This window comes from Prevotella phocaeensis (genome assembly GCF_900065875.1).
In the GTDB taxonomy this organism is placed as follows: Bacteria; Bacteroidota; Bacteroidia; order Bacteroidales; family Bacteroidaceae; genus Prevotella; species Prevotella phocaeensis.
In genome coordinates this window covers 1-15,397 of sequence record NZ_LT160623.1, presented here as the reverse complement: position 1 = coordinate 15,397, position 15,397 = coordinate 1, and the positions used below count along the sequence as shown (strand labels likewise).

Below are 15,397 nucleotides of genomic sequence, written 5' to 3'. Positions count from 1 at the left end.
AGCCAATCATTGAGAGATACGGCGGAAAAGAACAAATAACATGAAAGGTCAACGCTCTATAGATAAGATAACAGCCATAATATTCATTGCTTTATCACTTCAGGTTTCAGCCATGGCGCAAAAAGGTCCTGCGTGGTTAAAGAAGGCTGTTTTCTATCAGATATATCCTTCATCTTATATGGATAGCGATGGGAATGGTATTGGCGATTTACCGGGTATTACCTCTAAACTCGATTACATTAAGTCCATGGGATTTAATGCAATTTGGCTTAATCCTGTGTTTGTGTCAGGTTGGTATGATGGTGGATACGACGTGATAGACTTCTACAAAGTCGATCTTCGTTTTGGAACGAATACCGATTTGGTTACTTTAGTCAACGAAGCACACAAGCGTGGTATTCGCATTTGTCTTGATCTTGTGGCGGGACATACCAGTGACAAATGCCGTTGGTTTAAAGAATCGTCGCAGGCTGATGCCAATTTGCGCTATAGTGATTACTACATTTGGACGAACAAAATTACAGAGAAGGATAAGGAAGACATTGAACTGCGTAAGAAAGAGGCGAATACGCTTTATGGGGCGCGTGGACGTTACGTGGAAGCAAATGCTCCACGGGCTAAGTATTATGAGAAAAATTTCTTTGAATGCCAGCCTGCACTCAATTATGGATTTGCACATCCCGATCCTAACCGCCCGTGGGAACAACGTACGGATGCGCCGGGACCGCAAGCAGTACGGCGTGAACTACGCAATATTATGGCATTTTGGTTGGATAAAGGTATCGATGGTTTCCGCGTTGACATGGCGTCATCGCTCATAAAGAATGATTCCGATGGAACGGAAACCAAGAAACTGTGGAAAGAAATGGGCGAGTGGAAAGATAAGTATTATCCCGAAGCAGTGTTTATTTCAGAATGGTCAGATCCGCTAAAAGCTATTCCTGCAGGATTCAATATCGACTTTATGATACATTTCGGTATCAAAGCTTACATCCCGATGTTTTTTGCAAAAGGAACACCTTGGGGCAGTTGGGATGACCATAGGTGCTGTTATTTCGATCGGTCCGGTAAAGGAAGTATTAAAGTGTTTATAGATAATTTTTCGAAAGCTTACAACGGGACGAAGTCTGAAGGCTACATAGCTTTACCTTCTGCTAATCATGATTTTCAACGACCGAATATAGGTACGCGTAACACTTCGGATCAGTTAAAAGTGGTCATGACATTTTTTCTCACTATGCCGGGTGTGCCGTTCATTTATTATGGCGATGAAATCGGAATGAAATACCAGATGAATTTGCCGAGCAAGGAAGGAAGTAATGAACGGGCAGGCACGCGTACGCCGATGCAATGGACGGCGGGTAGCACAGCAGGGTTCTCCACTTGCCTACCCGAGTGTCTTTATCTGCCGGTAGATACAGAGAATGGCACATTAACTGTTGAGGCACAGGAGAAAGACAGCCTCTCTCTATTAAACTTTGTTCGGCAACTTATCGCATTGCGACAGTCATCTGAAGCTTTAGGCAATACTGGTGGATGGGAACTCGTGAGCGATGTAAATAAGCCATATCCCATGATCTATAAGCGTGTAAAAGGCAGTGAAGTCTATTTCGTTGCGTTAAATCCGGGAAAGAAAAAGGTAGAAGCAACGATAGGTTCCCTCTCTAATAAATATACACCCGTAATCCAAGTGGGAAAGACAGACTGGATAATGCGAAAAGGCAAGCAATGTATTACCATGGGGGGTATCAGTGCTGCCGTCTTCAAGGTAACGGTCGGGAATTGAGACCTCATACGGATTAATTTGAAATTAAATGTATGATGCTGATGATGAGAAAAAGAATGCATGTAATGGAAATTTTGTTACAGTTGAGAACCTGCTATTTACATACAATGCATAGATGATTTTGTATAATTAACATATGATATTAACCATTTAAACATGAAAGCCTATGAATCAAAACTATGAATTTAATTAAAAACTTGATTATCCTCGTGTAATTGGCGAGAGTATTATTACTATCAGAACTTAAATCAAATTATTAACTTGTAATCATTTAATGTATGAAAAATAAATTGGATAAAGACTGTATGATACTAACATCCAATATGATGTACAAGAAAATCATACTTATGTCGTTCTTGTTATTTATCTTTGGCGGAGTTATGGTAAAGGCAGATTTGCGCGAGAATGCCGTTTATCATATTGAGGCACAAACTGCTCAACAAACCGGCAAGAAAGTAACAGGACAAGTTTCCGATAATAATGGAGAACCCATTGTTGGTGCAAGTGTTGTTATTAAAGGTAAATCGACCGGAATGGGAGCTATAACCGATGCAAATGGAAATTTCACGTTAGACAATGTTCCTACAGGGGCCGTTCTTGTTATTTCCTATTTAGGATACAACGCTCAGGAAATCTCCGTAGGAAGACAGTCGAATGTAAATATAATCTTGACTCCTGATACAAAGTCTTTGGACGAAGTGGTGGTGGTTGCTTATGGTAGTCAGAAAAAAGCAACGCTGACAGGATCCGTTGCATCGATTAATACAAAGGAAATCAAGCAGAGCCCGACGTCTAATTTGGCAATAACGCTTACGGGACGTCTGCCGGGGCTTAGCGTCATCCAGCGTAGCGGTGAACCCGGACGTGACAATACATTGCTGTATTTGCGTGGGCGTGGTACGATTAACGGCCAAAACCCCTTGATTATGGTAGATGGTGTCGAACGCGATTTAACCTCCATCGATCCAAATGAGGTTGAGAATATATCCATATTGAAGGATGCCTCCTCCACGGCCTTGTTTGGCGTTCGTGGTGCAAACGGTGTTATATTGGTGACGACGAAACGTGGTACAAGCGAAATTCCAGATATTAGTTTGAGTGCCGAAGCCGGTTGGCAAACCTTTACGCGTTGGCCTTCAGAGTTAAGTGCATATGAATGGGCGCTACTGAAAAATCAGGCTTGGCATAATGATACTCCTAATCCTACGCCGTTGCAACGTCCGCCTTACTCGGATTACGCATTGGATAGATATCGTTTGCAGGATCAGCCTGCAGCTTATGGTGACCACGATTGGGTAAAAATGCTGATGCATAAGTGGGTTCCACAGACACGTTATAACCTAACATTGAACGGTAAAGGTGCAAATGTGGCTTACTTTGTAAACGTTGGTTATCTAAATCAAGGTGGACAATTCAAACTGGATAAATCCGAAAGTCGGAACTATGATGCCAAGAATTACATGGATCGTTTCAATTTCCGTGCAAATATCGATGTGGCTTTGAATGCGCGTAAGACATTGAAAGCGTTTCTGAATGCTGCTGGTGTTTATGAAAAGGTTAATGGTCCCAATATGACTTCTACGGCAGTTATAGAACAGCTTCTGACCAAATGGCCTGTTATTTTGCCCGGTCCGTTGACACCAGACGGACAAGTTTTAGTTGGTGGGGGAGCATATCAAGAGTCTCCTTGGGCACAAATCAACAGGACAGGTTATAAGAAAGAAACGCGCAGTTCTATCACGGCGACGTTCGGTATGCAGTATGATTTGAATTCTATTGTTAAAGGTTTATCACTGAAAGCAGTCGCTTCCTATGACAGTAAAACTTACAACTATTTGGTAGGTTCGCGTTCTTATCAATATTGGGAGCAAGTCGTTGATCCCAATACAAAAAATCCTGATGGCAGCGATAAGATTACCTATAATCGAATACGTTCTGATTTTGACAATACTCCTCTTTCTACATCTAAGTCTGCTACATTTGCATCATTCTATGATGTTCAGTTCCAGATTATTTATAACCATATATTCAATAAAAAACATTCTGTAAATGGTTTGCTCATGGCACAGCAGCAGTCACAAATAAAGACAGATCAGGTGCTTCCCTACAATGTGAATGGTTTAGCTGCTCGTCTGGTTTACGCTTATGATGACCGTTATATTGCAGAGTTTGATGCAGGGTATAATGGTTCGGAACAGTTCGCTCCCGGGCATAGATACGGTTTCTTTCCCTCTATTTCTGGTGCTTGGAATATTTATAATGAGCAATTCTTTAAAAAGTCTTCATTGGCAAAGACCATCGATAAGCTGAAATTGAGATTATCTTATGGTGTCGTTGGAAATGATAAGTTGGGTGGAGACCGCTTTTTATATTTAGATAATATAGTGAGAACCGGCAGCGGTTATTCCGAATCTATCCAAAACAATCATAGTATAGCAGAAAGTTTTTTTGGTAACCCAAATTTGAAATGGGAAACAGCAAAGAAGTTTAACTTCGGTTTTGAGATAGGTTTATTGCAATCATTGAACCTGTCTGTAGATATCTTTTCTGAGCGACGTGATAACATCCTGATCAGAAAACAGACAATCCCTGATCTTGTCGGTGTCGCAACACAATCCGTAATACCTCCTTACAATTTGGGAAAGACAAAGAATAGAGGATACGAAATAGAGTTGAATTATACGAAGCCCATCAATCGTGACCTGCTTGTTATGTTGAAAGCAAACTTCAATTATAACGATAACGAAATCGTTGATGTAGACGAGTTGAGGTATGATGATACCTATGCGTATCGCTATAGACGTACGGGGTATATGATCGGACAACAGTGGGGATTGAAGTCGGATGGTTTCTTCAAAGACCAAGCGGAAATAGATGCTTATGCAAAATACGATGGTATCCAGCCCCGTCCGGGTGACTTGAAGTTTGTCGATGTCAATCACGACAATGTTATCAACGATAAGGATATGGTTCCCATTGGCTATTCTGATGTACCAAAATACACATGGGGAACAGCTTTAAGTGTCACTTATAAGTATTTCGATATCTCTGTTTTGTTCCAAGGTGCGTTTAAAGTTACCGGTATAATCTCGGGAACAGGTCCTTGGGAGTGGTACGACTTCCGTAAGTTCCATCAGAAAGCTTGGACAGCAGAGAGAGCCGCTGCCGGTGAAGAGATATTGTTTCCTGCATTGTCTACGGCACAATCTGCCAGTGAATTGAGAAGCAGCGACTTCTTTAATATGAATCGTTCTTACGTTCGTTTGAAGAATCTTGAGATTGGTTTCACATTACCACAATCTTGGTCGAAGGTATTGAATGCCAAGAAAATTCGCATTTATGCAAACGGATATAACCTGATTACTTGGGATAAAATGAAGTACGACGATTGGGATCCAGAAGTTATTAGAAATAATGACTATCCTATTTTGAAAGTATTAAACGTGGGTGCTAATATTACATTTTAAATTGTAAGAATATGAAAAGCAAAATAACGAGAATGTTGCTGGCCGTCATGGCTGTGGCAATGATATACGGATGTTCTGATGAATTGGATATTACCCCCGACGGTCGATTGACGTTGGATATAATTTTTAGTGATTCTGACTATACCGAACAGTATGCGAATTCGATGTACGAGTATATTAGGAAGTATGGCAATGGATATCATTATTACACATGGCTGTCGGCATTCACAGACGATGCCACTGACAGTCAGGCTCCTGCAGATACATGGTTGATGCTCCACCAATGGAACCAAGGCAATTTCAGTGCAGCAAATCCTCCGTTTATGGCAGGAAGTACTACCTTGCGCTATTCGGAAAGAGACTTTTGGGGTACGGCCTTTGGCGGAGTAAGAAAGACGAATGTCTTCCTCACGCGTGTCAATAATATGAATATGCCCAATGAAGTTAAGCGTGATCGCTATATGGCAGAGGCACATGTATTGAGAGCCCATTATTATTTTGAGTTGATAAAGAATTTCGGTGGAGTTCCTTTATTTGCGGAAGATATTACGCGGAGAGATAATTTCGCGGATATCGAGCGTGCCTCCTTCGATGATTGCGTGCAGTTTATAGTGAAAGATTGCGATGAAGCAATTGCAAGTAAGGAGCTGCCTTTCCGTACTATGGAAGATGGTCAACGGGGCAGAATGACTAAAGCAGTTGCCTATTTTATTAAGGCTTCGGCCTTGTTGTTTGCGGCCAGTCCACATTGGAATCCAAATAACGATGTCGCAAAATGGCAGGCTGCGGCAACTGCAGCAAAAGAAGCTTTAGACCAGCTTGTCTCTCATGGCTATCAGTTGTTCCCCAATTATGAAAGATTTTTTATCACCCGTCCTGATAAAAATCAGGATCCGCTTGATAAGGAAACGATCCTCGAAGCTATCGATACTTGGGGATATGGCAGTCAGACCTACAGACGTTTCGGTGTAATATGCTATTTGATGAATATGATCCCTGTGGATTTTGCGTCAGAAAAGTGCGGACTATGCCCTTCACAAGAATTAGTAGATAGCTACGAGATGAAAGATGGAACGGTTCCTATTCTGGGATACGATGATGATGCTCATACTAAACCGATCATCAACCCAGCATCAGGTTATGATGACCAAAAACCGTATGTAGACAGAGATCCGCGTTTCTATGCTTCCGTTTGGTATAACGGAGCCTATTTCGGAAAGAAAGACGGAAGAGATATTTATATAGAATCGTTTGTTGGTGGAAGGCATGGAATCTCTGGTATCAAGCAGCGTACTCCGACAGGATATTATACCCGCAAGTATGTCGATCCATCGATGCGTTCGGCAGGATCAAGTAAAACATTGTGGCGTATTTATAGATTGGCTGAATTGTATTTGGATTTAGCTGAGGCAGAAAATGAGGCGAACGGTCCTACACAGATAGCTTATGACGCTGTGAATGCAACGCGCCGTAGGGCGGGAATGCCGGATATGCCGACAGGATTGACCAAAGACGAATTCAGAGAGCGTGTGAGAAGGGAGCGACGTGTAGAAATGGCTTTCGAAGAAAATCGTTTTTATGATCTTCGTCGCTGGAATATTCTTGTTGAAAATTCGCGCTTGAAGACCGGTATGCGTTGGACGAAAGCAGCAGATGGAACTCTGTCGAATGAACGTATTCTTTCGGTCGACTGTCATGCAACGGCAAATGAAAAGTATTACTTGTTGCCGATAGATTTAAAAGAAATAATACGTATGCCGTTAGTTAAACAAAACCCGGGGTGGGAATAATATAAAAAATGAGTCATATCGATGCGTCCGACTTCCGGCGGGCGCATCGATTTCATTGGTTTCGGCATATTTAGTAGGATGCCAGTAGAATAATTTATAAATTTTATTATCACCCTTATATTGTAATTTAGTTGTGCGTTCATGAATATAAAGCCTTTTATCAACATGGTTAGAGAGCTATTGCTGCTCTTGTATGTGTTGGCAGCCTCTGCAGTTTTTGCGCAGAGTGCGGCTCGAAAGTTTCAGCTGCCGTTGTCGGCAGATGGAGAAGCATCGCTTTTCGTCTATCTGCCTTCTTCGCCTACCGGTCGGGCTGTTGTCGACTGCCCGGGGGGCGGATATGCTGTTTTGAGTATGGAGAGTGAGGGCCACCAGTGGGCAGAATATTTCAACAAGCAGGGCATAGCCTATTTCGTGCTGAAGTATCGTATGCCTCATGGCGATTGTTCTATCCCTATTGGCGATGCTGAAACAGCCATACGGTTGGTACGCGATAGTGCTGCCGTGTGGGGTGTCAACCCGTATGATGTAGGTATTATGGGCTTCTCTGCAGGTGGTCATTTAGCCAGTACGCTGTCTTCCCACGCACTCTTGTCGGCTCGGCCGGACTTTTCTATCCTTTTCTACCCCGTTATTACAATGAAACGTGACGGTACTCACAAAGGTTCATGCCACAATTTTTTAGGAGAACACCCCGATGAGCAGTTGATAGAATTTTATTCCAACGAGACTTGTGTGCGTGTACACCAGACTCCGCCCGCCATTATTTTTTTGAGTAATGACGACTACGTTGTACCACCCGTGGAAAACGGAGTGGCTTACTACTGTGCTATGCGTCGTGCGGGTAATTCTTGCTCGATGTTTATCTACCCTTCAGGCGGTCACGGTTTCGGTTTCAGTACATCATGGCCATATCATAATTTGATGCTCAGCGAACTCAAAGAATGGCTCCACAGATTGCCTTCACCTCGCCGTGATGCGCTCAGAGTGGCGTGTATCGGCAGTTCGTTCACCGAGGGTAGCAGCATCAGAATGGCTTCGCAAAATGCGTATCCGGCTCGGTTGCAATCTTTGTTGGGTAACGGATATTACGTAAAGAATTTCGGTGTGGATGGTAGTACGATACTTCGTAAGAGCAGTAGTTCCTATATGGATGAGCAGGCTTTTAGGGATGCTCTCGATTTTAAGCCAGATATAGTTATCGTAGAGGCGGATTTCAATAGTTCTAAGTCTGAAGATCGGCAGCATAGCCGTGAGTTTGCTGCAGATATGCAGGTACTTATCGATTCTTTCAAGGCATTATCCTCGAAGCCCCGAATATATTTTGTAACGTCGGTTCCTTCTTTGAAGTCTGGCCGTAATGTAAACAACGATGCAATGTCAAAAGGTACAATTTCTCTTATCCGCAAGTTAATCAAGAAAAACAAGTGCCGTTTGATAGATATCTCTGCCCGTTATGTCGCAGAAGTCGATAATATGCATAAAGATGATATGTATCCCAATGAGGTTGATGCTTGCCGTGTGGCGAAGAGTATATCTGAGAGGTTGGCGCGTAAAACTAAATACTAATATCGCGTGGAAATCATTTCTCTTTATCTTATGTCTATCGTATAACAGATATACACCTGTTTTGTATCGATGTTACAGCACCGGTGTATACATTAACTATCTGTTGCTACGGTTGCTTCAATATCTGCAGTCCGGTGAATATACGTATTTAAAAAAATATATGAACATGTGCAATGGAAATGCTTCGATAAATCTGAAAGTAGAACAGATGGGTTCTCTTTCGGCTTATTATACGGCTTGTAAAATCACGGAAATCTTTGGATATTTCATAGCTTTTATATATCTTTGTAACAATGCCAAAACGTGTTTGAATCTTTTGCGAATGATGTAAATTCATAGAGTCTGGGGTATAATCGCATTACGCTACTTTGGTATTGGTTCGTAAAGTCATAATCGGTAGCTAATGAGAAATAACATCTTTGGATTATGAAATGTGAAGTAAACATAATATGAGTATATTCTTTTTGTCTGTTTAATAAAAAATATCTAATATTTAATATAACAATGAAACGCTACAAATTTATTACATGGGTTCTTTTGATGATGTTGTTCCCTCTCATGGCAGGGGCACAAGATCGTGATCTGATCACTATTCAGGGATTGGCGGAACGGCTTATGCCACAACAATACGCACAATTTCAGTTTATAAAACTACCTGCACACAAAGGAAAAGACTGTTTTACTCTTGCGAGTAAAGGCGGTAAAATAGTGATTTCTGGTAATAATGCCAACTCTATGGCTGTTGGGTTAAATTATTATCTGAATAATTATTGCCGTACAACCGTATCGTGGTATGCAGAAGTTCCGGTCGTTCTTCCCGCTAAATTACCGGATATAAAATCGCCGGTTTCGTCATCTGCCAAAGTGGCAAGACGCTTTTTCTTCAATTATTGCACTTACGGATATACGGTACCCTTCTTCAGTTGGAAAGAATGGGAACGACTCATCGACTGGATGGCCCTCAATGGAATCAACATGCCATTGGCAATTACGGGACAAGAAACCGTGTGGTACAATGTATGGAAGAAACTCGGTATGACCGACAACGAGATACGAAGCTATTTTACGGGGCCTACCTATCTGCCATGGCATAGAATGGCAAACATAGATCGCTGGAACGGTCCGCTGCCTAAAGAGTGGTTGGACGGGCAAAAGGAATTGCAAAAGAAAATACTCGCGCATGAACGGGCTTTCAATATGAAGCCGGTGTTGCCTGCCTTTGCGGGACACGTGCCTGTTGAACTCAAGAGGATATTCCCCGATGCAAATATTAAATCTTTAGGCAAATGGGGAGGGTTTGAAGAGAAATATCTCTGCCATTTCCTCAGTCCCGAGGAACCTTTGTTCAGCAAGATACAGAAGCTGTATTTGGAAGAACAGACTGCTCTGTTCGGTACCGATCATATTTATGGGGTAGATCCGTTTAATGAAGTGGAGCCACCCAGTTGGGAGCCTGCGTATTTGAAAAAGGTCTCTAAAAACATGTACGGTACGCTTACCGCCGTCGATCCGAAAGCAGAGTGGATGCAAATGGGGTGGATGTTCTCTTACGACAATAAACATTGGACGCCTGATCGCGTACAAGCTTTCTTGACGGGAGTCCCTAAAGGCAAGATGTCACTACTTGATTATTATTGTGAGAATGTGGAATTATGGAAAACCACGGATGGATTTTATGGGCAACCTTATATTTGGTGTTACTTAGGTAACTTCGGTGGGAACACTACATTGATGGGAAATGTAAAAGAAAGTGGCAGGCGTCTTGATAATGCATTGACCAACGGGCAGCGTAATATGTTAGGAGCAGGTTCGACATTGGAAGGTTTAGACGTGATTCAATTTCCCTACGAGTATCTATACAATAAGCTATGGAGCCATGCTGTTGCAGATAGTCGGTGGATTGATGATCTGGCAGACCGCCACTACGGAGGTGTCTCTCCCTCGGTACGTAAAGCTTGGCATATTTTATTCAATGATATATATGTGCAAGTATCGGCCTCGATGCAGGGAGTTTTGACCAATTTCCGCCCAGCTTTAAATCATAATTATCCGCAACGCACTGCTATTGAGTATCCTGCAGAAAGGCTCGAAGAGGTGTGGAGGTTATTGCTCGACGTTCCCCGTTGCGATAGGAATGAATTGCAATTAGATATTATCGCTGTGGGCAGACAGGTTTTAGGTAACAGATTTGCTGCCGTTAAAACGCAGTTCGATTCGGCCTATGTCAATAAGGATATTCCAAGGTTGAAGGCAAAAGCCTGTGAAATGGAAGAGCTGCTTGGCGATTTGGATTGCCTTACATCATTCAACAGCCGCTGTTCCATCAATCGGTGGATAGACGATGCACGTAAATTAGGCTCAACTAAAGAACTGAAAGATTATTACGAAAAGAATGCACGAAACCTCATTACCACGTGGGGTGGGAATATCAACGATTATGCAAGTCGTACATGGGGTGGACTGATTGGTAGTTATTATGCCCATCGGTGGCGTCTTTATATTGACGATATTCTCGCAGCTGCTGAAGCTAATAAGGAATTTGATCAAAATGCGTTCAATGAAAAGGTCTCGAAATTCGAGCAGACATGGATTATTTCGACAGAACCGATAACGGTTCCGAAGAGAACCGATTTACTTACTTTCTGTCGTATACTTATGCAGAAATACGGATTGAACAGCACTATGATGAATAGGGAATAGTCACCTTCTGCTCTCATAACCAACTGTGAATACCCAGTTTTCGATGTACTTTGAATTGAGGAACTTTTGAATTAGACGAAGAAAACGCTTGTCTATTATAGCAAATATACAGGTAAATTACCCTTTTTCTACATTCTTCCTTTTTCGCTTGCTCCTGCTCCAGTTCCTTTGTACTTACTGTCAGTGGTATTGAAACGGTATGATAGCGTAAGGCTTATGCATCTCGTGTCCATGTACGCCTTGCGGTCTACGGTCATGTAAGCCCCTTTGTATATTGCGCTGTTTCTGTACGTCTTGAACATGTCTGCAGCCTTGAGCCGCACGCTGAGTCTGTCTGCGAGGAATGTTTTGTGCATTGTCAAGGAGAGTTCGTGCCTTGCCCTGTTGTATGTGGTGATTTCGTTTCCGGCCGTTGTGCAGTCGTATCTGAGTGCCGCATGTATTCCTCCGGGGAGGTAGAACGTGTTTGAGAACTTGAACGTCCAGTATGGCTTGTTGAGCCGTGCTGTAATACCTTCTTGTGAAAGGTCGAATATCTGCCTGCTCATTCCTGCGCTGTATCTTGGATGCCATCTTCCTATTCTCTCCGAATATGTCAACATGATGTGCAGGTTCCTTCTTCTTTGAATGTTCACAGGTGTGTACAGTATTGCCTTTCCTCCGTATATCTGGTCAACCCATGCCACGTCGTTGTGCACGTCGGCATATGTGCACAGCATTGTGATACCCCCGTGCTGTGCCTCCAGCGAGAGCGTGTGTATCTTCGAGAATCGCAGCAGCGGGTTTCCTCCCTCGTAGATATGCTCGTCTTCGTACAGCCTGTTTCCCGTGAGGTTTTCGTATGCCGGTCTCTGCGTTCCCGTAGTGTATCCCATGCGGCACGAAGTTTTTCCTTTGGAATATCTCGCCGACAGCGCCGGAAACCATCCTGTGTATCTGGTGCTCTGCTCGTGGCTGAACACCCCGAAGCGGTAGTACTGCGTCCCCGTATGCTCATATCGTATGCCCGCCTCTGCCGGGAAATCTCCCGCAGTGAGGTCGTATTCAGCAAACATGGCCGATGTGTTCTCTCTTATCTCGTCGTCTGAAATGGCCTCAATTCCCCCGCTACCGGTGAAAATGCTTCTTCTTATCGTTCTTACATGCTCTAATCCCACGCTTGCCTTTCCCTTATAACATGAATATGCCATCACGCTTTTGATAGCGAACATCCTTGTGCAGTTGTTGTTCAGCGAGTTTACCTCATACACTCCTTGTTTTTTCTCCACGTGTGCCCCGTTTCCGATCCTGTTGCGCGCATACACGAAGTCTGCGTCGAGGTCTATGTTTATCCTTCCCACAGTCCCGTTGTAGTACATGCATATCGTGGGCATGGTCTTTCCCTTTCGGTCTATCGACATTCTGTTGATGTATTTTTCGGCTGTACCTCCCTCCTGCCTTCCCTTTATTCTGCTGTTTCCCTGTCCTATGGAGTGCATGCGTCGTACGTGGCAGGTAATTCCGGCAGAGTGTGCGCTGCAAAATTCATAGTTTACACGGAACCTCCCGCCTAATTTCGATGTTCTGTCGTCGTAGCAGAGCATCGAGTTTTTCTCAACGATCCCCCTTATGTCCCAGTACGTGTCCTGCTCCTGCCTGCGGTGCAGCATCGAGCATGTCATGCTTCCCGACACGTCCAGTCCTCCCGTTCTGTAGTTCATGCTTGCATTCGCGTTCCCGCTTCCGAATCTTCCCATGCGTGCTTCGGTCTCGAAAGCACCGCTCCATCCCTCTCCCTTCTTCCTTACCGTCCTGATTCTGATGACCGCCGTCACCGCCGCTCCGTAGTGTGTTTCGGGGCTGGCAATCACCTCCACGTTGGCAATCTCTTCCGACTTGAGCAGCGTGAGCTCGTCCCTGTTGAGCACCTTCTTGTTGTTGATGTATATCACCGGTCTTCCCGCCCTTCCGAACACAGCGATGTGTCCGTCCTCAGCGGTGATGTCCGGCAGCATTCCCAGCACATCCTCGGCCGTCCCTGCATGACTCAGATTCGTTCCCTGCACCCCTGCCACGAGTCCTTCCTTTCCTATTCTGTATGCGGGCCTGTGGGCCTTTACGGTCACGTTTCTCACGGGTACCGTGCTTGTGCGCATCCTTATGGTCCCTACGGCTCCCACTTCTGCGGGATGGTACAGCGTCCTGTATCCCACGCAGCTCACCCTCATGAGTACTTGCGATCTGCTTGTCGGTATTACGAAGTCTCCGCTCTCGTTGCTCACCCCTCCGGTTACGAGGGTTGAATCCTCGGGATTGAGCAGCGCAATGTTTGCGTATATTACGGGCTGTGCGTACTGGTCTACGATCCTTCCGATGAGCCTCTTCCCTCCTTTCTGTGTGCATTCCACGAAAATGTTGCTCCCGCTGTCGTCGGTAATGATCCGTATGGGATAAAATCCCACCGCGTCTCGAATGGCTGCGGGAATGGTCTTGTTCTTGAAAGAGGTTGTTACCACGAAGTCTTCCAGTTCGTCGAATATGAAGCTGATGCGGTATTCGTCTGACTCTCGGTCTAATGTTTTGAGCACTTCTGCGAGCGATTCTCCCCTGAAGACGTGGCTTACTCGCTGCGGATGTGCCGTTATTGAACTCAGAATGATGTACAGGATGAGTGCTAACTTTTTCATTGTCTGCCTTTGTTTTTCAAGTGCTACCCCCGTTGTGTCACTCCACTACGATTGTATCCCCGGTGAGAGAAAGGCGTATGTTCTCGAAATGATTGAACAGAGCCACCACCTCTTCGATCGTCTGTCCGCTGTTCCATCTGAGATAAAGCCTTATTGCCCTTAGCTCCGGCCGTGCGTATCTCACTCCGACATGATATACCGAAGCCACGTCTCCGAGTATGTTCTCGAGCGTTTCGTCGTCGTATATGTACGGTCTTGGGCGAGTCATGGCCGTGCGCAGTGCCGTTCCCGCCGTGTCGTCGGGTGTGGCGTTGCAGGCTGTACGTACATCCTGTTCCGGCCTTCCCCCGCCGTCATGTGCGTCATTGTCCTTCCCTTTGGGATGAAGCATGGCGAAAGCCAGCACCGATACCACGGCCAGAGAGGCGACGGACACCACCGCCACTCTCCATGCACTGCGCCGGTGCGTCACATGCGCTCGTCTGAAACGTCGCCATTCCCTCATGGCATCGGGCGTGTGGTCTTCCTTATTCACTTGCTCTGCTGCCATGGCACGTCGTACCTCGCAGAGCTTTTCGTAAAGTTCCCTGCACTCATCGTCTTCGAGAAGCTCGTCCTTGATGCTTTCAGGGAAGTCTTCCGGCCGTTCGATAAGCTGCAGTAGCCGTTCGAGTCTTGTGTTATCTTCCATAATATGGTGGATTGGTTTCTTATTCATTGTATGGTCTTGTTGTTGTCGCGGTGGCCTCTTCGGTGGCCTGAGAATTTTGCCCTCAGCTCCTTTAGTGCCTGAACGACGTGCTTGTTTACAGTCGAAACGCTTATTCCTAGCGCCTCTGCGATCTCACGGTAGCTTTGTCCTTCTCCGTAACGCATTCTCAGTATTCTCCCTGCCTGCGGTGTTAGGTCATGGTCTATGGCATTTAGAAGCTCTTCGATGCGCCTGTCTTCCTCGTCATCCGGCCCGACGACGTTCGACAGCTGCATTGGATACAGCTTCCTTAGTTTCTCGTCCCTTCCCTTCCGTGCGATCAGGTTGAGACACCTGTTTCGTACACATGAGAGCAGAAATGCGTGCTGCGTTTCCTTCTTTAGCGCCGTTCCCTCGTCCCACAGCCTTGCAAAAACCTCGCTTACAACGTCTCTGCTCTCCTCATAGTCTCGTAGGAAAGAGAATGCAAAGCGGTACATTGCGTCGTAATGACGTTTGAACATAAGGGCAAAGAGTTTCTCCTTGTGGTGCATAGGTTTTTTAAAGTAATACAAACAATGTGTTGAAATCATCACCCCTTCGTACCTAAAACCTCCCTTATTTAATACCTATTTTTTATTTCACGTTGAGTGGTACGCCGTGCGCAATTTCCGTATAAAGTTAAGACAATAATTCAGAATACAGCCAAGGAATAAGAACAAAATGAG

The 15,397-nt window shown here is 44.6% G+C and carries 8 protein-coding genes; 5 read left to right on the top strand and 3 right to left on the bottom strand.

Annotated elements, in window-relative coordinates; translation table 11 throughout:
- Nucleotides 1-40: 40 nt before the first annotated feature.
- From BN3912_RS04295 to BN3912_RS04275, 5 genes are all read left to right on the top strand, one after another.
- Nucleotides 41-1,786, top strand: coding sequence for an alpha-amylase family glycosyl hydrolase (locus tag BN3912_RS04295; RefSeq protein WP_023984754.1), 1,746 nt, complete (start codon nucleotides 41-43; stop codon nucleotides 1,784-1,786).
- A gap of 278 nt (nucleotides 1,787-2,064) precedes the next feature.
- Entirely contained in the window at nucleotides 2,065-5,253 is a 3,189-nt protein-coding gene (locus BN3912_RS04290; protein WP_023984755.1) for a SusC/RagA family TonB-linked outer membrane protein, read from the top strand.
- A gap of 11 nt (nucleotides 5,254-5,264) precedes the next feature.
- A complete protein-coding gene (locus BN3912_RS04285) occupies nucleotides 5,265-7,043 on the top strand; it encodes a RagB/SusD family nutrient uptake outer membrane protein (protein ID WP_023984756.1) in 1,779 nt (592 codons plus the stop codon).
- Nucleotides 7,044-7,184: 141 nt separating this feature from the next.
- Nucleotides 7,185-8,612 carry a GDSL-type esterase/lipase family protein gene (locus BN3912_RS04280; protein ID WP_036859822.1) on the top strand — a complete coding sequence of 476 codons (1,428 nt, stop codon included), beginning with the start codon at nucleotides 7,185-7,187 and terminating at the stop codon, nucleotides 8,610-8,612.
- A gap of 504 nt (nucleotides 8,613-9,116) precedes the next feature.
- A complete protein-coding gene (locus BN3912_RS04275) occupies nucleotides 9,117-11,312 on the top strand; it encodes an alpha-N-acetylglucosaminidase (protein WP_023984760.1) in 2,196 nt (731 codons plus the stop codon).
- Between the two features lie 128 nt (nucleotides 11,313-11,440).
- Here BN3912_RS04275 and BN3912_RS04270 read toward each other — a convergent pair whose 3' ends face one another.
- The 3 genes from BN3912_RS04270 to BN3912_RS04260 are packed head-to-tail and all read right to left on the bottom strand — an operon-like array spanning nucleotide 11,441 to nucleotide 15,262.
- Nucleotides 11,441-13,978 (bottom strand): outer membrane beta-barrel family protein, encoded by a 2,538-nt coding sequence (locus BN3912_RS04270; protein WP_064972268.1) that lies wholly within the window; start codon nucleotides 13,976-13,978, stop codon nucleotides 11,441-11,443.
- 37 nt (nucleotides 13,979-14,015) lie between these two features.
- Nucleotides 14,016-14,696 carry a DUF4974 domain-containing protein gene (locus BN3912_RS04265; protein WP_023983769.1) on the bottom strand — a complete coding sequence of 227 codons (681 nt, stop codon included), beginning with the start codon at nucleotides 14,694-14,696 and terminating at the stop codon, nucleotides 14,016-14,018.
- Nucleotides 14,693-15,262 (bottom strand): sigma-70 family RNA polymerase sigma factor, encoded by a 570-nt coding sequence (locus BN3912_RS04260; protein ID WP_230204604.1) that lies wholly within the window; start codon nucleotides 15,260-15,262, stop codon nucleotides 14,693-14,695. The genes BN3912_RS04265 and BN3912_RS04260 overlap by 4 nt, the downstream gene beginning before the upstream one ends.
- Nucleotides 15,263-15,397: the final 135 nt, after the last annotated feature.

Excerpts from the sequence above, each read along its gene's own strand:
- BN3912_RS04280 (WP_036859822.1), top strand. The coding sequence starts at position 7,185 with ATGAATATAAAGCCTTTTATCAACATGGTTAGAGAGCTATTGCTGCTC.
- BN3912_RS04260 (WP_230204604.1), bottom strand. The coding sequence starts at position 15,262 with ATGATTTCAACACATTGTTTGTATTACTTTAAAAAACCTATGCACCAC.
- BN3912_RS04275 (WP_023984760.1), top strand. The coding sequence starts at position 9,117 with ATGAAACGCTACAAATTTATTACATGGGTTCTTTTGATGATGTTGTTC.
- BN3912_RS04285 (WP_023984756.1), top strand. The coding sequence starts at position 5,265 with ATGAAAAGCAAAATAACGAGAATGTTGCTGGCCGTCATGGCTGTGGCA.
- BN3912_RS04295 (WP_023984754.1), top strand. The coding sequence starts at position 41 with ATGAAAGGTCAACGCTCTATAGATAAGATAACAGCCATAATATTCATT.
- BN3912_RS04265 (WP_023983769.1), bottom strand. The coding sequence starts at position 14,696 with ATGAATAAGAAACCAATCCACCATATTATGGAAGATAACACAAGACTC.
- BN3912_RS04290 (WP_023984755.1), top strand. The coding sequence starts at position 2,065 with ATGAAAAATAAATTGGATAAAGACTGTATGATACTAACATCCAATATG.
- BN3912_RS04270 (WP_064972268.1), bottom strand. The coding sequence starts at position 13,978 with ATGAAAAAGTTAGCACTCATCCTGTACATCATTCTGAGTTCAATAACG.